Annotated in this window: 19 protein-coding genes; 8 read left to right on the forward strand and 11 right to left on the reverse strand. The window is 51.4% G+C overall.

Annotated features, from left to right (window positions below):
• Positions 1-53: 53 nt before the first annotated feature.
• Positions 54-1,127: an alpha/beta hydrolase gene (locus AB7C91_RS06525; protein ID WP_332447355.1), complete on the reverse strand. Its 1,074-nt coding sequence runs from the start codon at positions 1,125-1,127 to the stop codon at positions 54-56.
• Between the two features lie 282 nt (positions 1,128-1,409).
• On the opposite strand from AB7C91_RS06525, the gene AB7C91_RS06530 reads away from it, so the two are divergent.
• Positions 1,410-3,599 carry a DUF4954 family protein gene (locus AB7C91_RS06530; RefSeq protein WP_332447354.1) on the forward strand — a complete coding sequence of 730 codons (2,190 nt, stop codon included), beginning with the start codon at positions 1,410-1,412 and terminating at the stop codon, positions 3,597-3,599.
• Here AB7C91_RS06530 and AB7C91_RS06535 read toward each other — a convergent pair.
• Positions 3,553-4,533 (reverse strand): hypothetical protein, encoded by a 981-nt coding sequence (locus AB7C91_RS06535; RefSeq protein WP_428590024.1) that lies wholly within the window; start codon positions 4,531-4,533, stop codon positions 3,553-3,555. The genes AB7C91_RS06530 and AB7C91_RS06535 overlap by 47 nt on opposite strands.
• The gene (locus AB7C91_RS06540) at positions 4,526-4,870 is read right to left on the reverse strand and encodes a PadR family transcriptional regulator (RefSeq protein WP_332447352.1); all 345 of its coding nucleotides are present in this window, start codon (positions 4,868-4,870) and stop codon (positions 4,526-4,528) included. Before AB7C91_RS06540 ends, AB7C91_RS06535 begins: the two co-directional genes overlap by 8 nt.
• A gap of 294 nt (positions 4,871-5,164) precedes the next feature.
• Between AB7C91_RS06540 and AB7C91_RS06545 the strand changes: the two genes are divergently transcribed.
• The 5 genes from AB7C91_RS06545 to AB7C91_RS06565 all read left to right on the forward strand — a co-directional run bounded on the left by AB7C91_RS06545 (position 5,165) and on the right by AB7C91_RS06565 (position 10,145).
• Complete coding sequence (locus AB7C91_RS06545; RefSeq protein WP_332447351.1) at positions 5,165-5,809, forward strand: GntR family transcriptional regulator; 645 nt, start codon at positions 5,165-5,167, stop codon at positions 5,807-5,809.
• A 269-nt stretch (positions 5,810-6,078) separates the two neighbouring features.
• A complete protein-coding gene (locus tag AB7C91_RS06550) occupies positions 6,079-7,107 on the forward strand; it encodes a zinc-binding alcohol dehydrogenase family protein (RefSeq protein ID WP_332447350.1) in 1,029 nt (342 codons plus the stop codon).
• Between the two features lie 24 nt (positions 7,108-7,131).
• Complete coding sequence (locus tag AB7C91_RS06555; RefSeq protein WP_332447349.1) at positions 7,132-8,157, forward strand: C4-dicarboxylate TRAP transporter substrate-binding protein; 1,026 nt, start codon at positions 7,132-7,134, stop codon at positions 8,155-8,157.
• 216 nt (positions 8,158-8,373) lie between these two features.
• On the forward strand, positions 8,374-8,862 hold the full coding sequence (locus tag AB7C91_RS06560; protein WP_332447348.1) for a TRAP transporter small permease: 489 nt from the start codon (positions 8,374-8,376) through the stop codon (positions 8,860-8,862).
• Positions 8,862-10,145 (forward strand): TRAP transporter large permease, encoded by a 1,284-nt coding sequence (locus tag AB7C91_RS06565; RefSeq protein ID WP_332447347.1) that lies wholly within the window; start codon positions 8,862-8,864, stop codon positions 10,143-10,145. The genes AB7C91_RS06560 and AB7C91_RS06565 overlap by 1 nt, the downstream gene beginning before the upstream one ends.
• A gap of 48 nt (positions 10,146-10,193) precedes the next feature.
• Here the strand turns inward: AB7C91_RS06565 and AB7C91_RS06570 are convergent, their stop codons facing one another.
• The 3 genes from AB7C91_RS06570 to AB7C91_RS06580 are packed head-to-tail and all read right to left on the reverse strand — an operon-like array spanning position 10,194 to position 14,104.
• The gene (locus tag AB7C91_RS06570; RefSeq protein WP_332447346.1) at positions 10,194-12,407 is read right to left on the reverse strand and encodes a glycosyltransferase; all 2,214 of its coding nucleotides are present in this window, start codon (positions 12,405-12,407) and stop codon (positions 10,194-10,196) included.
• Positions 12,397-13,449: a lysylphosphatidylglycerol synthase transmembrane domain-containing protein gene (locus tag AB7C91_RS06575; RefSeq protein WP_332447345.1), complete on the reverse strand. Its 1,053-nt coding sequence runs from the start codon at positions 13,447-13,449 to the stop codon at positions 12,397-12,399. The genes AB7C91_RS06570 and AB7C91_RS06575 overlap by 11 nt, the downstream gene beginning before the upstream one ends.
• Before the next feature lie 4 nt (positions 13,450-13,453).
• Entirely contained in the window at positions 13,454-14,104 is a 651-nt protein-coding gene (locus AB7C91_RS06580; RefSeq protein ID WP_332447344.1) for a hypothetical protein, read from the reverse strand.
• Positions 14,105-14,372: 268 nt separating this feature from the next.
• Here AB7C91_RS06580 and AB7C91_RS06585 point away from each other — a divergent pair, with 268 nt between their 5' ends.
• On the forward strand, positions 14,373-14,663 hold the full coding sequence (locus AB7C91_RS06585) for a helix-turn-helix transcriptional regulator (RefSeq protein WP_332447343.1): 291 nt from the start codon (positions 14,373-14,375) through the stop codon (positions 14,661-14,663).
• Between the two features lie 6 nt (positions 14,664-14,669).
• On the forward strand, positions 14,670-15,854 hold the full coding sequence (locus AB7C91_RS06590; RefSeq protein WP_332447342.1) for an MFS transporter: 1,185 nt from the start codon (positions 14,670-14,672) through the stop codon (positions 15,852-15,854).
• On the opposite strand, the gene AB7C91_RS06595 is transcribed toward AB7C91_RS06590, so the two are convergent.
• From AB7C91_RS06595 to AB7C91_RS06615, 5 genes are all read right to left on the reverse strand, one after another.
• Complete coding sequence (locus tag AB7C91_RS06595; protein ID WP_428590033.1) at positions 15,833-17,173, reverse strand: phosphodiester glycosidase family protein; 1,341 nt, start codon at positions 17,171-17,173, stop codon at positions 15,833-15,835. The two genes, AB7C91_RS06590 and AB7C91_RS06595, sit on opposite strands and share 22 nt — an antisense overlap.
• A 1-nt stretch (position 17,174) precedes the next feature.
• Positions 17,175-18,011, reverse strand: coding sequence for a carbohydrate ABC transporter permease (locus tag AB7C91_RS06600; RefSeq protein WP_332447340.1), 837 nt, complete (start codon positions 18,009-18,011; stop codon positions 17,175-17,177).
• A 13-nt stretch (positions 18,012-18,024) separates the two neighbouring features.
• On the reverse strand, positions 18,025-18,912 hold the full coding sequence (locus tag AB7C91_RS06605; RefSeq protein WP_332447339.1) for a sugar ABC transporter permease: 888 nt from the start codon (positions 18,910-18,912) through the stop codon (positions 18,025-18,027).
• Positions 18,913-18,975: 63 nt separating this feature from the next.
• Positions 18,976-20,292 (reverse strand): sugar ABC transporter substrate-binding protein, encoded by a 1,317-nt coding sequence (locus AB7C91_RS06610; RefSeq protein WP_332447338.1) that lies wholly within the window; start codon positions 20,290-20,292, stop codon positions 18,976-18,978.
• A complete protein-coding gene (locus AB7C91_RS06615; RefSeq protein WP_332447337.1) occupies positions 20,289-20,963 on the reverse strand; it encodes an HAD family hydrolase in 675 nt (224 codons plus the stop codon). Before AB7C91_RS06615 ends, AB7C91_RS06610 begins: the two co-directional genes overlap by 4 nt.
• Between the last annotated feature and the right edge of the window lie 54 nt (positions 20,964-21,017).

Raw genomic sequence — 21,017 nt, forward strand, 5'->3', positions numbered from 1 at the left:
AGAATGGCTGTGATAACCCAAGAAAATACCGATAAATTAGGATTAACGTTAATCTAACCGATCTGTGCATCCATATAATGCTTGCTTTGTTTCTTGATCTTTTTCAGCTCACGTTTCTGTGCTTTCGCCCATTCCTTGCGGCTGATGAGCGCAACTTGTTCGACCGGACGTCCTCCGATGAATTGGATGATTGCACTCTCGGTTTCCTCGGTTCCGGTTGCCGACGGATAGTTGATGAACCCATGAACCGTTTTCTTCACTTCCAAATACTTGACCGGGGTGTCGGCCGAGGCGAGTGCATCGGCATAGAGCATCCCATCGTCATGCAAAGGGTCGTACTCGGCTCCGATGATCAATGTCTGTGGCAATCTGCTGTGATCCTTTCCCAACAAGGGAGAGAAGCTTGGGCTGAGGATGTCCTTGGGTTCTTTCTGATAGTTGTTGATGAAGAAGGCCATCTGCTTGTCGGTCAGTGTCGGTGAATCCTTGTATTTTTCATAACTGTTTGTCCGCATGCGCCCGTCGGTCACCGGATACAGCAGGACTTGGCCGGCAATAGCCGGACCCTTGCGGTCGCGGGAAAGGCGGCTTACCACTGCGGCCAGATTGCCGCCTGCACTGTCTCCCACCAGGTAGATCCGGTCGGGGTCGGTCTTCCAATACCTGCAGCCGGCTGCTGCCCAGACCAAGGTGTCATAGCAGTCCTCCACCGCTGTGGGGAATTTGTATTTCGGCGCGAGGCGATAATCGACCGAGAGCACGGATGCTCCGGTGATATCTGCCAGATGTGCGCAAAGGAAATTGTACAAATCCATGTTTCCCCAGACCCAGCCGCCCCCATGATAGAAGATGATCAGGGGGGTGAGGTCACTGAGTGTGCGAGATCCCTGCTTCTCAAAGAAGTAGCCGGTCACCATCCCGTCGGTGACAGGGATGATGAATGTCTTGGTCGCAATGTTTCTCGCACTCTTGCCGAGAAGTTTGCGGATCAGAATATTATTCGGAATAGATATATCGTTCAGTTCCTCGATGCGCTTGGGGGTCAGACCTTCAGGATCGGTAACCGCAATCTTGTTGATCAAGGTGACCAGCCGCTTCATCTTGGGAGACAAATCATAGTCAGCCATAGTGGTCACATGGTAGTATATCCATTAGGAGTGCGCAAGTCGCAAGCGGCTTTCTGTACCTGCTTTTTGTATTCAAATTGTGTATCTATGCATACGTGACCAGTGCGAAACGGTGAATTCCTTCTTGATTTTTGGTTATATCTTCTTGGACGTAAACCAAAAACCAATTGAGTGTGAGCATAATGCGGTTTCTAGTGGCGGTGAATGAAATCTGCATGAAATCGATGAACTTGCATTCACTGTTTTCTTGTGCGCATAGGACAGTGTTGCTATACTTTTGCCATGAGTGAAACCGTAACCATGCTTGACCGATCCCGCTTCGGATATGATTTTATCACCGCTCCCTTTCTTAGCGAAGGACAGGATGAATATTATTTGCGTAATCAACAGCTGCAGCGCCCTCTTTCCTCGTATCGGCATCTGAGAGCCGACGAAGTCGCAGCGCTTGAGGAGAACCTCAATTCCTCAACCTGCTGGGAGGATGTATTGGTCACCGATCCCTTCGACCCGTCGTTGATCCGCAACAGTGAATTCTATGGCTTGATCCGTCTGGGAAGGATGGAGAAGCGCATCATCAGTTTTCATGACTTCGGTATCCCGGTGGGTATCTCCAACAGCCGGTTGGTCAGTTGTGACATCGGGGACGGTTGTGCGATTCTCGATTGTGCATATCTGAGCCATTACATCATTTCCAATACGGTCATTCTCTATAGGATCGGGGAGATGCAGACCACCAACCATGCCAAGTTCGGCAGCGGCATCCTCAAGGAAGGGGAAAGCGAAGAAGTCCGCATCACCATGGACATCATGAATGAAGCAGGCGGAAGAACCGTCCGCCCATTCAACGGCATGCTCCCCTCCGATGCGTTTTTATGGGGCACCTATCGGGACGACCAGGACTTGATGAGGCGTTTCGAACAGTTGACCGAGCAGACGGTGGACCCGAAACGCGGCTATTATGGATTCGTCGGCGAACAATCCGTCATCAAATCCTGTGATACCATCAAGGACGTCTGGATCGGTCCCGGTTCTTACATCAAGGGGGCGAACAAGCTCAAGAACCTGATGCTTCGTTCTACGCTTGCAGAGCCCGTGCAGATCGGTGAAGGGGTCGAGTTGGTAAACGGGATCATCGGCTCGGGTTCCCGGATCTTCTATGGGTGCAAGGCCATCCGTTTCATCATGGGAGATAATTGCAATCTCAAATATGGGGCTCGTCTGATCCACTCCTTCCTCGGGGACAATTCAACGGTCAGTTGCTGTGAGTTGCTGAGCAACCTGATCTTTGGAGGCCATGAGCAGCACCACAACAATTCCTTCTTGATCGCCTCCCTGATCAAGGGACAGTCCAATATGGCCGCCGGGGCGAACATCGGGTCCAACCACAACAGCCGCGGCAATGACGGAGAGATGGTGGCCGGTCGTGGCTTCTGGCCCGCTTTGTCCAGCACGCTCAAATACGATTGCAAGTTCGCCAGTTATGTCTTGATCACCAAGGGAAACTATCCCAACGAGTTGAACATCCCCCTACCGTTCAGTTTGCTCAGCAGTGATGCAAAGGAAGGAAGGAGGGTCTTGATGCCTGCCTATTGGTGGATGTACAACCTCTATGCACTGGAGCGGAACAGCTACAAGTACCGGAAGCGGGACAAACGCAAGGCGATTCGCCAGCACATCGAAACCGACTATCTTGCTCCCGATACGGTCAATGAGATTTTCGATGGGTGCGATCTGCTCTGCCGGTGGGTTGCCGAGAACTACACCCGTGCCCATGCCTCCTCCTTGGGTGAGACGGATCTGATCGCCCAGGGAAGACGCTTGCTTGTATCAAAGCCGCATGAGGTACTTTCCCTGCATGTGTTCGCCTGGGGATTGGAGAACAGCAATGAGCCGGTGGAAATCCTCAAGCCGGTCGAAGCCTACCAAGCGTATCAGGAAATGCTGCGTTATTATGCAGTGAAGACCATCAGCGCCTATTGCCACGACCATCAAATCTCAATCTCTGCATTCCAGGAGGCGCATTCCTGCAGCCTGCAGCCTTGGCTGAATGTCGGGGGGCAGTTGGTTCCTGAGTCCCGCGTCGAACAGCTCAAGCAGGATCTGAAGCGGCGGGTGATAGACAGTTGGGATGAGGTACACGAGTACTACGAACAGTGGTTCTCCTCCTATGAGCTGGACAAAGCCCGGCATGCGATGGCCACCCTGCACAAGGTGCTTGGCTGCGATACGCTCAACGAAGGGCAGTGGCAGAAGGCGGTCGAGGAAGTGTCGACCATCAGGATCACCATCGAGAGCCAGGTGTTCAAGACCAAGGAGAAAGACTTCAACAACCGGTTCAGGGAGAGCACCTACCGCAATCTGGCCGAGCGTGATGCCGTACTCGGCTGCCTGGATGACAACCCATTCATCCAGGAGTCCCGTCAGATCACCGAGCAGGTGCTTGCACAGATTCGTTCAGTCTTGTTCGTTTGAACGTGGAGTAGGCATCGTCTGCGATGCTGACCAAGGTCAGGAGCAGCAAGGCGATCGAAGCGGCCTTGGCGATGGTCTGCCATGTAGGCATTCCTCCTGAGAAGATGGAGAAGAATTCCGGATTGTAGATTTCGCTTCGGTTGATGAGGAAGATGAAATACAGGACGCCCAACAGATCGCAGAAGGCGCTGAGGGAGAAGAGGATTGGTGTCCAATTTCCTTGGTGCAGCTTGATGACGGCCACCGAAAGGGTGATGAGAGTAACACCCATCCAGCCGATGAGGTAGGGACGAACCAGACCCGTGATGAACACCGGCATGCTTTCCCATCCGCGTCGGTAGACGGCCAATAATTGCGGCCTCAGATAGAAAGCAAGCAATAGGACGAAGAAAACCGAAAGTCCGGCAAGGTCGACGATGCTTTCGGTGCGTTTGATGAGACGGGTGGGGACCGCCTCAAGACTCCTCAGTGCCTTGAGGTCCCAGGCTTCGGTATCGGTCTTGACCTGGAAGTAATCCAACAAAGCGAAGGTGATGGTCACCCAGAGAAATGATGCGGAAAGGGCGGAGAAGATGGTGGTAACGATCTTGACGATGATGTCCACCACCGATGGCAGCTGTGGCGAGAGGAATATCGTCAGCAGGGTAAGCGAAGTGGTGACGATGGTGATGACCAAACAGACGATCCTCAGGACCATCCAATAGAAGTCAAACGTTTCCGGCCCGATCAAATACCGGCGTTTGAGTCGGTAGGTGTCGGCAAGTTTGGACGGCGATCCCAAAGAAAGCAGGGTTTGCTCGATGGTGTGCTCATCCTCATTCGGGCCCAGCATATCAAGGATGTTCGCCTCAAGTTCCTTGGCAACCTCTTCGCGGTCCTTCGGGTTCAGCTTTTTGACGGTTTGGTTGATGTACCGCTCGATCAGATCATGCATGCTCTTCCTCCTCCATGAGCACACGAATGCGTTCATACTGTTCCGTCCATGCCGACTTCAATGCTTCATACAAAGCATTTCCTCTTTCGTTGAGTCGGTAGAATTTCCTCGGGCGGGGCTCGGCTGTGTTCCAGGTGCTTTCCAGCAACCCTTGGGTTTCCAGACGCCTGAGTAATGGGTACAGTGTATTAGCTTCGATGGCTATTTGTTTTTCAGAAAGTATTTGCAACAGGGAATAACCGTACTGCGGCGTCTTGAGCTGACTGAGTACGCTCAAGGTGAGATTCCCCCGTTTGAGTTCGGTTACCAGATTGGTCAGGATTTCATCGTCTTCCATAGTCGTACTATAATGTGTGATATACAGTATTGTCAAGAACAAACCATCAGCCCACCAAAGAAAAAATTGACGGTTCGAATCTTCGATGATAGGATAAAGATGTGGTGGCGAAGAAGGGGAATAACCGAAGAAATAACCCTGAGTAGCCAAAGAACCCTCCATGGCGGAGGGTTTTATTATGGCCGGGTGAATGCATGGTTTTTGGATGCCGATTCCCTCCATATTGCGTGGGAAGGTTTTGACTTCTTCAAGTTTGTTATGTACTATGGGCTAGCCGAAATACAGGAGTGATTCATGGAAAGCTTGAAAAGCAGCGCCTATGTCGCCATTAAGTCCAAGATAGCCGACTGCACCTATGCTCCTGGGTCCATGGTGAATGAAGAAATCCTCAGGCAATCCTTGAATATCAGCCGTACGCCGATTCGTGATGCCCTCGGGCGTCTGGAGCAGGAAGGCCTGATCGTGATCAAGCCGAAGAAAGGCATTCTCATTTCTCCGCTTACCTTCGATGAGATCAGCCAGATTTTTGAGATCCGTATGGTCTTCGAACCCTATGCCCTGTTGAATTACGGGAATCGGCTGGATGAGACGTTCCTGCTCAATCAGTACCGGATATGTCTGACCGAACCGGGCTCGGCGACTGAATCCTTCGGCCATGATGACCGGTTGCATGCACAAATCGTGCAGGCTACGCAGAATCATTACATCGAGGAATCGTACAACACCATCAGCGTCCAGAACCAGCGGCTCAGAAGGCTGACGGGGGTCAAACATGAGCGGTTGCGATCGACCTATGACGAACACAAGGAAATCATCACCGCCTGTCTGAAGAAGAATTGGAAGGAAGCAGCTGATGCAATGCGTCATCATCTCATACAGTCCAAGGATTCCGCTTTGTCCATTGTGTTGGAAACAAACCCCCAATTTATCGTAAACTGATTAATACAACACTCTTTCATGTATCTGTATATTTCTGAAAAATACCCTCATTTTACCTGAAAATCGCAGTTAATTCGCGATTTATTTATCTGTTGTATATTACTATATTTTTTCAAATCTCTGGATTATCCTATAATAAAATTAATAAATATAAATATAATATAAAGATATAAGCATTATAATTTCATTTGATTTTTATTGACAGAGTTCTATAACGGGTTTAGGATACTGTTGTATACATCAGAGTAGCCTAAACGGAGTCTCATTGCATGAAATCCATAGTAATCAAACAACCGGGTGTTGTTGAAATCAGAGAACAGGAGAAACCTGTTCCCAAAGAAGGGGAAGCACTCCTCAAAGTGCTGTACGGAGGGATCTGCGGAAGCGACCTGGGATCCTATAATGGTACCTTTGCCTATTTTTCCTACCCACGTACTCCCGGGCATGAGTTTTCCGCCCGAATCGAATCCATCGGACCGAATGATCGTGGATTGAAGGAAGGGATGGTGGTTACCTGCAATCCCTACTTCAACTGCAATCATTGCTATTCATGCAACCATGGGCTGGTCAATGCCTGCATGGACAATCAGACGATGGGAGTCCAGCGTGAGGGCGCTTTCAGCCAATACATCACCATGCCGATTGAACGGATCATAGACGGGAAGGGACTCGATGCCCGCTTGTTGGCCTTGATCGAGCCTTTCTGCATCAGTCATCATGGGGTCAAACGGGCGAATGTAGGGCCCTCCGATACCGTCCTGATCGTAGGGGCGGGTACCATCGGCATGCTCGCTGCATTCTCGGCAAAGAGCAAAGGTGCTGTGGTATACGTCGCCGACATCGCCCCTGCAAAGCTTGAGCATGCATTGCAATTGGGTGTTGACGGGGTGATCCTCAATACCAATGATGAGGTGCTCAGAGAGCGGGTGAAGGAAATCACCGGGGGAAATGGTTTTGATGTGTGTATCGAAGCCGTGGGACTCCCCTCCACATTCCTCAACTGCATTGACGCTGCCTGTTTTGGTGGTCGCGTGGTGCAAGTAGGAGTCGGAAAGCGGAATGCGGACTTCAATTTCACCCTCTTGCAGAAAAAGGAACTCAATGTATATGGTTCCAGGAATTCATTGACTGAGGATTTCGAGGAATTGATTGATGTCGTCCGCAAGGGGGGGGTGCCCCTTGAGCAGATCATCACCAATACCTATTCCTTCCTTGATGCCGCTTCGGCGTTCAGGGATTTCTCACAAAGCAACGGAAGTATGCTGAAAGTTGAACTTGATTTCACGCAGGTGGAATAAGAAAGATAGTTTTGGAGGTTTCTTATGAAGAAGACACTGGTTCTTTTGCTTGCATTGTCGGTTCTGACTGCTGGGATGCTGTTTGCTGCTGGAAGCAGCGAGGCTGCTCCCAAGGCTGCCGCTCCCATCGTTGTGCAGGTTGGTTTTGAAAACTCAATGTCCGAACCCATCGGTCAGGCATTCCTCAAATGGCAGGAATTGGTTGCGGCCAAGGGTGATGGATCGATCAAGTTGGAGCTGTTCCCCGATTCCCAGCTCGGCAACAAGAACTCGCTCATCGATTCCATGTTGCTCGGTGAACCGGTCGTAACCCTTGCCGATGGTGCTTTCTATGCCGATTATGGCGTAAAGGATTTCGGCATTGTGTTCGGGCCGTTCCTCTTCGACAACTGGGACCAATGCTGGACCCTGACCGAGAGTGATTGGTACAAGCAGCAATCCGATGCCCTTGAGGCAAAAGGTCTGAAGCTGTTGGCTTCCAACTACATCTATGGTGCACGCCATACCCTGACAACCAAGCCGATCAGGACCATCGCTGATCTGAAAGGGATGAAGATCCGCGTTCCCAGCAACCAGATCCAGTCCATCGGTATGGATGTACTTGGTGCAACTTCCACCGGTATGAGCCTCGGCGATGTATACCAAGCCCTCCAGACCGGAACCATCGACGGTGCAGAAAACCCGTTGTCCACCCTGTACGGTAGAAAGCTTCACGAAGTGGCCAAGTACCTGCTCATGGACGGCCATGTGCTGAACTTCACCACCTTGGTGACTTCCGCTGATTTCTTCAAGTCCTTGACCAAGGCTCAGCAGGATCTGTTGCTCTCCACCGCACACGATGCGGGTGTCTACAACAATCAGCTTGCACAGAATTCCGAACAGGAATACCTAAAGAAAATGCTTGATGAAGGTGTGGTATTGACTGAGATGTCTGCACAGCTGCAGAAGGACCTCAAGGAAGCTTCCAAGGCATTCTACGCCCAGGGTGCAACCTTCGGTTGGTCTGCTGGTCTGTATGACCGTGTCAAAGCCGCAATGGGCGCCAAATAACACACATGTCTTCTCCCGCCCAACCGGAGTATCGAAGGTGGGCGGGAATGTTGCACGGGGTATTGCGAAGGCAGCTGATGTGCCGGAGCAATAACCCGTGTTATGCTGTACTGGCCGCTCCTTCTTTTTCTGCATGGGAGGGGTGGGTCGGTCGCTTTTCCAATATTTCCCTGGATAAGGAGGGTCGGTCGACCTGATGGTTTCGACTGCACTGGTATGAAAAAGAAACAATTACTTCCCATCATCAGCAATCTTGATCTCTGGATTGCCAGCGTTTCCTTGGCGGTTCTGATCCTATTGACCCTTTGGGGGGTTGTCATGCGGTATCTGTTCAGCCGTCCGCTCACGTGGCTGGAAGAGGTCCAACTGTTTTGCATGGTTTGGATCGTCTTTGCTTCCGGAGGAGCTGCCTTCAGGACAAAAAGCCATGTAGCGATTGAGATGGTGGTGGAAATGTTCCCCAAGACGGTGCAGAAAGTCATCGCCATCCTCATCGACATCATCGTGGTATTCAGCCTCGGCTATCTCTTTGTACGCAGCATCGGATATATCCAACTGTTTCTGCGCAGCGGCCGGTCGACCAGCATGCTGGCTATTCCCTATTGGTTTATCTATGGCATTGTCCCGCTGTCCTGCATTGATATGCTGATCAGTTATTTCCTTACTGAATATCGTCCCGCTGTTGCTGTCCAGGAGGCAAATTGATGAATCCAATCATTGTTTCAGCAGTCGTGCTGCTTGTATTTCTCTTTATGAAAGTACCCGTATTCGTCTCCATCCTCAGCGGTTCGATCGCATATTTTCTCATGGTCCCCGCTGTCAATCCCATCCAATTCGCCCAACGTTTCATCTCCGGTTCCGAAAGCATTGCGTTGCTTGCCATTCCGTTCTTTGTCTGTGCGGGCACGTTCATGAATTATACCGGGGTTACCCGCAGGATCATGGATTTCTGTTCGGTCATCACCGGCAGGATGTCCGGGGGGCTGGCGCAGGTCAATGTCCTGCTCTCGACTTTGATGGGAGGACTCTCCGGCTCCAATCTGGCCGATGCCGCCATGGAGTCGAAGATGCTTGTTCCTGAAATGGTGAACAAGGGATTCGACCTTCCCTTCTCCTCGGTGGTTACCGCCACTTCCTCGATGATCACACCGTTGATCCCTCCCGGGATCGCCATGATTCTTTATGGAGTCATCGCCGACGTTTCCATCGGGAAATTGTTCGTTTCGGGAATCGGCGTCGGTACGGTACTCTGTGCATCCTTGATGGTTCTGGTGTCCGTGGTCTCGAAGAAACGTGGATACAAACCGATTCGCACCACTCGGATGACAGCCACTGATTACAAACGGGTCGTGCCGCCCGCCCTCGCTCCGCTTTCACTGCCGATCATCATCATCGGCGGCATCAGGATCGGGATTTTCACCGCCACCGAGGCAGGGGCAGTTGCCATTCTGTTCGCCTTGATCCTCGGCTTGGTCTACCGCGAGATGAAGTGGGAGGATGTAAAACGGGCATTCAAGGAAACGGTGACGACCACCTCCTCCATCATGTTCATTGTTGCCGCGGCAACCGTGTTCTCTTGGATTCTTACCAGGGAACGCATACCCCAGCAACTGACGGAATGGATGGTTGGTACCATCCACAACAAATACCTGTTTCTGGTATTTGTGAACATCTTCCTGTTGATCGTCGGCATGTTCGTCGAAGGCAACGCCTCGATGATCATCCTGGTTCCCCTGTTGGCTCCCGTCGCCAGAGCCTATGGCATCGACGACATCCAGTTCGCCATGCTGTACATCTTCAACAATGCAATCGGAGCATTGTCTCCTCCCATGGGGACCTTGATGTTCGTTACCTGCTCGATCACCGGATGCAAGACCAAGGATTTCATCAAGGAAGCGGTTCCGTTCTACTTGTTGCTGTTGGTGGATCTGGTATTGTTTACCTTTGTTCCACCCTTCACTACAGCGCTGGTAAACCTGGTATATTAGGATGCAGGGCGGCAGGCTGATCCGGCAATGTCGGAGCAGCCTGTCCTGTCATGCTTGTTTTGCAGTATTGAGCAGAACCACCCGCTGATAGAGTGCTTCCACCTTGCGGGCGATGTTCTGCTCGGAAAATGATTGGGCGAAGATTTTGCTGTTCTCTGCCAAGCGTGCGAGTTGCTGCTTGTCTGCAAGCAGACCGGCAACAGACGATGCCCAGCTGTCGGTGCTTTCGGGTACCATGATACCGTTGAACCCGTTCTTCACGACATCATGGACGCCGCTTGCACGAACCGCCACCACCGGACACCCTCCTGCCATCGCCTCCACCAATACCATGCCTTGGGTTTCTGAGGTTGAGGCGAATACGAACAGATCTGCAGCGCAATACATACGGGTGACCTCATGGGGATTCAGATTTCCGGTGAAGGTCACCACCTTCTCCAGGCCAAGTTGTACGACACTTTTTTGCAGATGGGCCCGCTCCGGTCCATCGCCGACCAACACGCATCGGAAGGGTACGGAAGAAAGTGCATGTACCTTCGCCAATCCCGCAAGCAGGAAGTTGAGGTTCTTTTCCTCAGCCAAACGGGAGACGGAAATGAGCAACAGCTCTTCATCCTTTGCATAGGTACGCCGGCAGGAGAGTACTTCCTCTTTGCTCCATGATGCATACTCTTCCAGCTTGATGCCGGTAGGAATGGTTTCTATCAATGCACTTACTCCCAGATTCCTCAGGTATTCCTCCGTCGATGGTGTGGGGGTGATGATTGCATCGCAATGATTGGCCACGGTCTTGATCTTCAGATGGGCCAACAAGTTCTTCAATGCAGTTCCCGGAATCGGGAGATAGTGTATATACCGCTCCAGACGGGTATGGTAGGTCAACACGATCGGGATATGGCGTCTTCGTGCCAGATGCATGCCCTTCACCCCGAGCCAGAAAGGATGATGGATGTGCACAAGGTCGCAATCAAGGGCTTTGAAGGTATGGGCAATTCGAGGAGAAAACAGGTTGACGATCGGAAAGCCCGAGAGGTTTGCCTGGAAAAACCTCTGGCAGCGGATCACCTGGTTTTCTGCATCGTCGGATGGACCATCCGGATAGGCCGGAGCGAAAATATGTACCTGATGACCGAGCTGCTTCAAGCCGGAAGCCAGCCGTTGGATCGAAAGCGGCACCCCTCCGATGAAAGGCAGGTAATTGTTGGTGAACATGACCACCGAAAGGCTTTTCGGCAGTGTCTGCTCGTCCACATTGAAATCACGGTAGAGATGTTCCTGTTTCAGGATGAGGGTATAGAGCCGCAGTGCGATGATGGCGGTGGCGGTAATGAAGATGAGGAGATTGAACAGGCTCATGTATACGAAGGAATGCAAAAACAGTTTCAACCGTTCTATACGTTCACTGAACCGGGAAGGAGAGTCGGGTGAGAGAATATTCTCATAGGAGACTCCCTCTGGACCGACGTTGACGCGAACGATCTGGTAGGGGGAATTACGCTCCAGCAGCAACCCGCCCGCCGCTCCGCTGATGATGTATTGGATGCCGTCGCGTTGGGTTTGGGAGAAGGTCGGATAGCCTGACGAGAAGACTGCCGTCACCCCGTAGGTTTTGAACAATTGGTGCAGGTGCTCAGATGTCGGTTCATCCAAGACGGAAGGAACATGACGGGCAGTATAGGATTGCAGGGCGAACATCGACCGGTTCATGAAGATGAAGCGATGGCGATACTGCTGTGCATGCTTCAATTCTTGCTCAATCCAACGGTATTGCCACGTCCAGGACGTTTGGCCGGTGGTGTCCAGAAAGAGGAAATAGGCATCCTGCAGGGGAAATGAGAAGAAGTACGGTCCGAAATGCCGGTAGAACAGCGAGGACCCGAAATCCTCCACCTCATGATCGCCGATCGTCATGACTTTCGGAATGTCAAGTTTCTTCAGGCCCCGATAGAGCAGCCGATATTTAGCCTCGGCTCCGTCGAAGACTGCGTTGCCCAGGGAAATCATGAAATCCGTTTCATTCTCTTCGACCAAGGGGATGATCCGCTGTTCAAACAATCGCATGGAATTCTGTATGTTTCCGGTTACGGCAAATTGAAACCCTTTTTGCGCATCAAAGGTTTTCTCGATCTGGTTGATGTTTTGCGCATTCAGGCTCTGGTAGTCCCCTTCATAAACGAATAGATAGATCCGGTATCCGATCAAGACGGCCATCAAGAGCAGCAGAAGGATGAGAATTACGGTCAGTCGGCCTTTATTGTGCATTGTTTCTCCTTTCCCCGCGTCTGAAGAATTCCGAGAAGGTCACCACCATACCGATCACCACCCCGATGTAGATGGTCAGAAACCGCCAACTGAGAACCAGTGGTGCAATATCCTGCTTTTGAACCAGCTGTGCGAACAAAAGGCCGTAGCCTCCCTCTGCCACGCCGGTTGCTCCTGGAGTCGGTGCAAAATACATGAAGAACGTGACGACAATCTGGAATGCCAGCATGGTCCATGCCGATGCATGATACCCCATGGCATGTACCAGGACGATGGAGAACGAAAAGAGAATCAACAGAAAGAGTGCGGTGAATACAACCGAAAGCACCGCCCAGATGGTACTGCCTTGGAAGTAGGTCCGAAACCCTTTGTTGAAGTTGCGAAGCTCTGCAGAAAGCTTGACATAGGATTTTCTGAATTTGGATGGAGAAAGGATTTTCATGCTTCTCAGCAGACGAAGCAGCTGAAAAAGCCAGCGTTTCATGGTCCTGATCCTGAATATGATGACCCAGAATCCAAGGAGGTAGCCTATCGATACGATGGTGATCAAATAGAGGAGATGATGGGTGGAGAACATGCTGAATTGACTTGGATCGATCCAGATGATGATCGGGGCGAGGGTGAAAAGGATGAGGGCGGAAAGCATCGTCCTCAGCGAAGTTGCCGCTGTCGCCTGTCCGAGCGACATGCCCTTTTTCGTCATGAAGTAGACTTGGATGAATCCTCCCCCGGTTGCCAAGGGGGTTACATTGGAGATGAAGATATTCACAAAGACAAGCCTGATGATGTAGAGGAAGGATATTTTGGTTCCGAGGGCGCGGATAACACAGTATAAACGCAGTGCATCACCAAGAAAATAGAGAAGCAAGAGGCCGATCACTATGCTCAGCGTCTCAGGTTTGAGCACTGCAGGGGGAAGGGTTAGCTTTCCCCCGGAAACATACGAATGCATGAACAGCACCGTCAGATAGGAAAGCGCGAAGAAGAGTACCGCCAGGCCGAGGTATCCCCAGACTTTGGGTTTTTGTTGCAGGTCGGGCATTTCCTTACCTCCTCAGGATAGCTTCGGCTTTCAACTGGAGAACGTCAAGTTCATCGTCTATCTGCTTGGACAGCGTGTTGCGTTGCGTTTTGGTCAAGTGTGGGGCAATGGTGATGGGTTTTCCGAAAATCAGGCAGATACGGGAGAAGGGAAGGGGGAATTCCAAACAATCCCATCGTTTGGTTGCCGTTAGATGGCGTGCGTTGTATACGGTAACCGGAACAAGCGCAAGGTCAAGCATTCCACAGAGCCTGATCAATCCGGATTTTGTTTGGTGATAGGGTCCCAAGGGGCCGTCAAGTGCGGTTCCACATACCTGGACGCCCTCAAGATCCTTGAGCATTTGCTTGAAGGTATCCAGCTGTGGTTCATCGGGAATCTGGGCATTCTGATATCCGAAGCTTCTGCAAATTTCTCCGATGATACTCCCTCTGGTCGACAGACTGGTGATGACGCAGGCCTCATACCCTTCGAGCAAGGGAAAGATCGGAACATACTTGCCATGCCAGAATCCGATGAGACACCGCTTGTCGTTTTGGTAATATTGGTCCAGATACTCCCGCCCCTCAATCCGTACCCGCCAGGTTTTCCGTACCAAGCGCAACAAGGCGGCAAACAGGCGTCCCTTGGTAGTGATATCCTTTGTATGCTCCACCTGATCCTCTCCCCCACACGATGAAAGGCGTATGCCCTACTATACCACAGGCAGTCATGCAAGGAACACAAAATGTCGCTCCCCACGCTCCCTATCTCTGAAGGATACTCGTTTTTGTATGATATAATTTATTTAGATGAATATAATTGCATGGTATTGTTCGTGTATGGGATATTTGTTAAGAAATTTTTTTCATGAATCTTGCTACATATATACAAATCTCCTATACTGTTGCAATACAAATGAACAGATACAAAGAGGAATTACCATGCGTAATGAGAAGTGGACATTTCTGACCAACCATGCCCATGTGCTGTTGTGCATTGCCGATAATCCGCAATTGAAACTCCGGGAGATTGCCGTCAAGGTGGGTATTACCGAACGTTCTGTGCATGGCATTGTCAATGATCTGATGGAAGCAGGGTTCGTTGAGGTTGAGCGGCAGGGCCGCTGCAACGTATATCGAACCCATCCGGAAAAAGCGTTGCGGCATCCCTTGGAAGCCGACCATCAGGTGGCCGAGCTTCTGCGTTTGGCTTCCCTTGAACAACAGGGGTAGCAACGGGTGAGGAAATGGATTGTACTTCTTGCTTCTGTAATCGTGCAGATGGTTTTGGGAGGCATCTACGCTTGGAGCACACTTACCGGGTATCTGCATGATGAGTTTGGAATTACAAATGGAGAGAGTGCCTTTATTTTTGGCAGTACCATCTTTCTTTTCACCGTGGTGATGGTCTACTCGGGACGAGTGTTGTCCCAAAGAGGTCCTCGTTTCACTGCAGTCATCGGGTCATTGCTGTTTGCAGGAGGGTACTGGGCAGCCTCGTTCAGCCAGGGATCGTTTCCCCGGCTGTTTGTAAGCATCAGCATCCTTTCCGGCGTCGGGATAGGGTTCGGATATGTGGTCCCCCTGTCCGTCGCGCTTGCCTGGTTTCCCGCCAATCCCGGTCTGGTGACAGGTCTGGCGGTAGGTGGGTTTGGAGGAGGGGCGATCCTGCTCTCGGCGATCATTGAGGCTTGGCATGCAAGCTCAGCTTCCTTATCCCAGTTCTTCAGAACCTACAGCCTTGTTTCCGGTCTGTTGCTGGTGCTTTCGTCCCTCTTGTTTTCCGTACCAGGCCAAAGGCACACGCAGCGAGTACTGGTCCCGAAAACCGTACAAAGAAGCAAGGTGATGAGATTAAGCGGTCTGGGTATGTTTGCTGGGACTTTCGCCGGTCTGTTGGTGGTGGGGAATTTGGTTCCATTGGTACGGTCCGGTGGATATTCTCAGAGCGATGCGCTTGCTTCGGTCATGCTGTTTTCCATCGGGAACTCAGGTGCAAGGATTCTGTGGGGTCATCTCTATGATACCGTGGGCATCCGAAGCATTCCCTCTTCCCTTGCCTTGTTCGTCCTAGCCGCTGTTGCCTTGTGTTTCCCTTTGAACCGGATCCTGTTGCAGTTGGCGGTGTTCCTGTTGGGTTTTTCCTTCGGAAGTAATTTCGTACTCTATGCAGCCGCTCTCTCGCATGTCTTCCCTGTTGCCTACTTCTCCCAGTTGTACCCGCTGTGTTTTCTATTTTACGGCCTTGCCGGCATCCTTGCCCCGGGTTTCGGTGGTTGGATGGCCGATGTAACCGGTTCCTTCAAGGCCGCATTGGTGCTATGCATCATTCTGGTTGGTAGTGTCGCACTGGTTTTGCATACGCAACGAAAGGTATGGACCAAGGAGCGGCAAGCGGATTTTCAAACGATGGACAATCCGTAAGGCACCGGCCGCTCGGCCTCCAAATTGGTTGAAGCGTACCGATCTGCGATCTGCAGGCTCCGCTTTCCTTCCAAGATGATCTGTGCAGAGCCACCTCCGTCAAGATTCACTATGCTTTGGAATTGTTCCCGCTCACAGAATTGGGCAAGCTCCAACAAGGATGCCCCGCAGCTGTCCTGAGCGGGGGTGTAGGAGAGCTTGGGCGCACCTTCCGCCCAGATCAGGACCGGTTCCCCCTCCTTGTTGTTCCCCAGTGCAATGCGTGCCGCCCGAGCAGTTTCAAACGGGAGCGGGTATACCGTCGAGGGATAGGGCACTTCATCGACTGCAGCGTTGTAGAACGGACATTCCAACGTGGTGATGATCCGTCCATCTTTCATCATCGGAGGTCCTACCTGGATGCCGAATGCATAGTGTTCCAGCCCATGGTAGACGACCTTCGGATCGGCTACGTCAAGAGAGGCGGGTACCGAGAGGATAAATCCCGCCATGGGGATGGTGCTTCCTCCCCCCTTGCGTACGGAAACCACCTTGTCTTCGGTGATGATGAGATCGGTACCTTCGGTTTTTGGGGTGAACCGTTCCTCCGGGCGGAAATGAAAGACGGCATTGTCCCCATGACGATACTTGGTACCGTCGATTTCCACCGAAAGATCGGTCAATTCCACTACGTCGATGGACACCGTCCCGTGTTCATCAACCAAAAGACATGGGCGATGGTTCAAGGGAGGGTTGAGGATCACCCCGTCTTTCAGCGCCAATCCGTGGGGTGTTCCCAATACGCAGTAGGGAGAATCGAGATCCGTAGGGTCCATCAGAAAGAAATGGGTATCCACAATGCATGTGCTCTTGTGGGAGGAAAGGAAGCCCAGCTTCTCGTTCAAGGCAATGAATCGTATCGGATTGGTACCCTGTACCACCGCTTCCAGCAGGTTTCGGTTCTGCAACGCGGAGAGGAACGCTTCAATTTCCTTTGCATCGGCTTTCAGCGAGCCTTCCCAACGGATGTGATGTTCCCGGGCAAGCCGGTTGAGATGGATGGAAGCCGCTACATTCCTGTCATGATACACTTCATGTTCGTCTGCAACAGGGAACGGGAGTGGAATGTCCGGGGGAACATGGAAAAATACCGGCAACCCGATTGACTGCTGCAATTTCGGTACGATGTTGATACGGTACAGACGTGCAATCTCCGTAACCGAACGAGGATCGAACCCGGCGGTAACGAATCGGGCATGGTTCCAGTTGAAGGCTTCTACAATCTGGTAGCGCTGCAATTCCCCATTCGGATGTACATAGGTGGTAAGTCTGTTTCTCATATTATCCCTTGATTCCTGAACTCATGGTGCTTTCTATGATGTAACGTTGGCTGAAGGCGAAGATGATGATCAACGGAAGGACGGAAAGCACACTGCCTGCTAGCAGCAGATTCCATTTTACTCCGTACTGGTTCTGGAAGAGCGACAGGGCGATGGTCACCGTATACAGCTCTCGGGAAGAGATGTACAGCATCGGGCGCAACAGGTCGTTCCAGTTGTTCATGAATGCGATGATGAAGAGGGTTGCTATGGGACTTGAGGCTTGTGGCATATAGATATGCAGAAACATTTGATAGGGGTTCACCCCGTCGATGATGCCTGCGTCGAAGAGCGGTCGGGGGACTTGGGAGAAAAACTCCTTGAGCATGAAGGTGCCGAATGCACCGGCAAGGAACGAGGGAACGATCAAGGGAAGGTAGGTGTCCATCCAGTTGAGCTTGAGGAACAGGAAGTATTCGGGGATGATCGTAACTTGGACCGGAATCATCAAGGTGAAGATCAAGAGGCTGAAAACCAATCCTTTGCCCCTGAAATGCATGGTGGAGAGAGCGAACCCGGCAAGCGAGCATACCAGAATCTGGCCCAGGGCGGCCAGGGTATAGACCCAGAGGCTGTTGAAGGTATACAGCCCGAAATTATATTGGGTGAATACGTTCTTGTAGTTGTCGAACATCCGGCCGGTGAAGAGCAGGTCGGGGATGAATTTCGGAGGAACCGAAAAGATATTCTTGTCCGACATGAATGAGTTGGAGAGCATCCAAAGGAATGGGAAGATGTAGATGATCGACACCAAGGCGATGATGATCAGCCGTGTTCGATTCGCTTGTGCTTGTTTCATTGCATTCCCCCCCCTAATCCAGGCTTTGCACCAGGTATTTCTTGATATAGAAATTCCCAATGGTCAGCAATCCCACAAAGATCAGCAGTACGTATGCTATGGATGAGGCGAAGCCGACGCGATAGTAGACGAAGGCGTTCAGATATACATCATAGACAAGCGTATTGCTTGCATTCTGCGGGCCGCCTTTGGTCATGGCATAGATCAACTCGAAATTCTTGAAGGAGTCGATGATGGCGATGGTCAGGACAAAGAACAGGGTGGGCATAAGCATCGGCAGGGTGATCCTGAAGAAGCTTTGCACGGTATTGGCCCCATCAACGCGGGCGGACTCCAACGTGTCGCGGGGAATGTTCTGCAGGCCGGCGAGGAAGATGATCATATAGTAGCCGGACATTTTCCAGACCTGTACAAAGGCTACGGTATTCAATACGAGCTTGGTGTCCCCCAGCCAGTAGGGAGGGGTGAGGCCGATGGCCTCTATGAGGTTGTTGATCACCCCGTAGGTGGGACCAAGCATCCAGTTCCAGACTACGCCAACGGCGACGGCCGAAGTGACCACCGGCAAATAGATTGCAGCACGGAAGAAGGCGATGCCTTTGATTCTGGTGTTGATCAACACGGCAAGGAGCAAGCCGAATATCATCGATCCGATGACATAGATGCATGAGAATTGAAAGGTGTTCAGTACAATCCGCACGAACTCTTCGCTTTTCACCAATTCCATGTAATTGCCGAATTTGATGAACAGGGGAGATCCCAACAGATTCCAATCGGTGAAACTGAGGTAGAAAGAGGCAACAATGGGGATGAGCCTGAAAATGAGCAAGCCGATTACCGTGGGAAGAATGAATACCCAGGGGGTGAGGTGGCTATGCCAACGATAGGATGGTTGTGTCATAGTTCCTGATCCTTTTTTACCGGGTTGCCCGCCGCAAGGCAGGCAACCCCGAGAATCGATACGTTATTTGTAATAGCGCTTGAGCACCGCGTTGATGCTGTCCGTTCCTTTCTGGAATGCTTCATTGAACGACATCTGGCTGTTGATGATGGCGTCGATGGTTCCATTGAGACCGAGGGATTCGGACCCGCCGTACCCACGCCATTCACCCCAACCCATGGTATAACTGGTGGTCATCGGGCCTGCGGCCTGGTCGATGAGCAGGTTCATGTCCTTGCCCGGCTGCTGGTTGGGGTCTGCGAACATCGGATCCTCTGCAAGCTTGATGCAGGAAGGAATCTTGCCCGCCATGTACACATCCAATCCAATGCCTTCGCCTGCAACATACCGTGCGAATTTCCAAGCCATCTCAGGATTCTTGGTATTCGGGGCGATTGCATAGCTGTCCGGCCAACCGTAGGTAAGTGAGTTGGATCCATTCGGACCGCTGGGGACGCGAACGATGCCCCAACGCATGTCGTTGCCGACGTTCTTACGCAGGGTGTCGACGAACCAGGATCCATCTACCCACATGGCAGCTGCGCCCTGGGGGAATACATCCTGTTGCTGGAAGCTGGTCATATCCTTCTGGGGAGGTGCCACTTTGTCGACCAATACCAGATTGGTGAGCATCTTCATGGCATCCATTGCATTTGCATCAGGCTTGAACTGCATGGTCGCCTTATCGATGAGCTTGCCGTTGTTGGCGTAGATCCAAGGTTCGATGTGTGCATACCTGCCGTAGAACCAGAAACCCCACTGGTCGATCTTGCCGTCGCCGTTCTTGTCGATCGTCAATTTTTTGGCATCATTCTTGAAGTCTTCCCAGGTCCAGTCATTGGTGGGATAGGCAAGCCCTGCCTTGTCAAACGCATCCTTATTGTAATACAGGACGGTGGTGACCAAGGCGAACGGAATGGCGTAATAGCTGTTGGTGTTGCTGATCGCCTTGTTTGTGTCAAAGATCGACTTGTAGAATATCTTGAATGTGTCGTCATTCTTGATGAACGTATCCAGGTTGTACAGCAAACCGGCCTTTGCCCATTCCTCGATATACCCCGAGCTCATGGTAAAGACATCGGGCAGCTTGTTCTGGTTTGCCTGGATCCTGATCTTCGTCCAGTATTCCTTCGTCCCTACGATGGTGTTGTTGACCGTTACACCGGGATTTTCCGCTTCGAACTTGGCAATGATCTGCTTGTTCTGTTCAAGCATCTCAGGATCCCAGGTCCACCATTCCAAGGTGATGTTCTTTGTCTCCGTCTTGGTCTCGGCACTTCCTGCGGCAAACAGGGAGCCTGCCAAAAGCAGAACAAGCAGACATACGAGTAGTTTTTTCATACCGTTCTCTCCTTATGTTGTTCTATCATGCAAACAAGCTGCATGGGATGTGCGATCAAGAGATGCTCAGCAATTCCGTAGGATAGCAGCGTTTTCTTTCCACGATACCCCCACGTTGCCAGATAGACGGTCACCTTTGCGTTTCTTGCCGTCTCATAGTCGATTTCGGTATCCCCTACATAGATAAGCGGTTCCTGGTCCTTGAGGAGCGTCCTGCATTGGTTGAGGGAACCTGGGTCAGGTTTGGGTGCGAATCCGGAGTCCTCCCCATAGATGTGTTCAAAACGGATGGTCGGAAACGAGTTTGCAACGATGGCTTTGGTCAGGGACGAAAGCTTGTTGGATATGATGCACAGCTTGAATCCCTTCTGTTGCAGTGCCTCCAACAAGGAAGGCACCCCCTCATACACTACATTCCCGATTGTACTGCGTTGCGAATAATCGGCCAGCATTTCTTGCACGAGGACGGTCCGTTGCTTTTCCTCCCAATCAGGTACGCGTGAGCGTATGGTGGAATCGAACATGGAGAAGAGCCCGTGTCCTGCATATCTATGATTCTCGTCTTGGTTGCTGGGTGCAAGATTATGCTCCGCCAGCACTGTGTTTATCGTTGCCAGCAGAGTAGGGGTACTATCGACCAATGTCCCATCAAGATCAAACACGATTCTCATTACCGTCAGTATACCTTACTTTGTGGTGAAATCATAAGAATCTGAAGAGAAATT

This window comes from Sphaerochaeta sp., from assembly GCF_050256055.1.
GTDB lineage: Bacteria > Spirochaetota > Spirochaetia > Sphaerochaetales > Sphaerochaetaceae > Sphaerochaeta.

Coding starts and splice junctions, on each gene's coding strand:
- AB7C91_RS06570 (WP_332447346.1), bottom strand. CDS start 12,407: ATGCACAATAAAGGCCGACTGACCGTAATTCTCATCCTTCTGCTGCTC.
- AB7C91_RS06605 (WP_332447339.1), bottom strand. CDS start 18,912: ATGACACAACCATCCTATCGTTGGCATAGCCACCTCACCCCCTGGGTA.
- AB7C91_RS06545 (WP_332447351.1), top strand. CDS start 5,165: ATGGAAAGCTTGAAAAGCAGCGCCTATGTCGCCATTAAGTCCAAGATA.
- AB7C91_RS06555 (WP_332447349.1), top strand. CDS start 7,132: ATGAAGAAGACACTGGTTCTTTTGCTTGCATTGTCGGTTCTGACTGCT.
- AB7C91_RS06565 (WP_332447347.1), top strand. CDS start 8,862: ATGAATCCAATCATTGTTTCAGCAGTCGTGCTGCTTGTATTTCTCTTT.
- AB7C91_RS06525 (WP_332447355.1), bottom strand. CDS start 1,127: ATGGCTGACTATGATTTGTCTCCCAAGATGAAGCGGCTGGTCACCTTG.
- AB7C91_RS06615 (WP_332447337.1), bottom strand. CDS start 20,963: ATGAGAATCGTGTTTGATCTTGATGGGACATTGGTCGATAGTACCCCT.
- AB7C91_RS06575 (WP_332447345.1), bottom strand. CDS start 13,449: ATGCCCGACCTGCAACAAAAACCCAAAGTCTGGGGATACCTCGGCCTG.
- AB7C91_RS06540 (WP_332447352.1), bottom strand. CDS start 4,870: ATGGAAGACGATGAAATCCTGACCAATCTGGTAACCGAACTCAAACGG.
- AB7C91_RS06585 (WP_332447343.1), top strand. CDS start 14,373: ATGCGTAATGAGAAGTGGACATTTCTGACCAACCATGCCCATGTGCTG.
- AB7C91_RS06610 (WP_332447338.1), bottom strand. CDS start 20,292: ATGAAAAAACTACTCGTATGTCTGCTTGTTCTGCTTTTGGCAGGCTCC.
- AB7C91_RS06595 (WP_428590033.1), bottom strand. CDS start 17,173: ATGAGAAACAGACTTACCACCTATGTACATCCGAATGGGGAATTGCAG.
- AB7C91_RS06530 (WP_332447354.1), top strand. CDS start 1,410: ATGAGTGAAACCGTAACCATGCTTGACCGATCCCGCTTCGGATATGAT.
- AB7C91_RS06550 (WP_332447350.1), top strand. CDS start 6,079: ATGAAATCCATAGTAATCAAACAACCGGGTGTTGTTGAAATCAGAGAA.
- AB7C91_RS06535 (WP_428590024.1), bottom strand. CDS start 4,533: ATGCATGATCTGATCGAGCGGTACATCAACCAAACCGTCAAAAAGCTG.
- AB7C91_RS06560 (WP_332447348.1), top strand. CDS start 8,374: ATGAAAAAGAAACAATTACTTCCCATCATCAGCAATCTTGATCTCTGG.
- AB7C91_RS06600 (WP_332447340.1), bottom strand. CDS start 18,011: ATGAAACAAGCACAAGCGAATCGAACACGGCTGATCATCATCGCCTTG.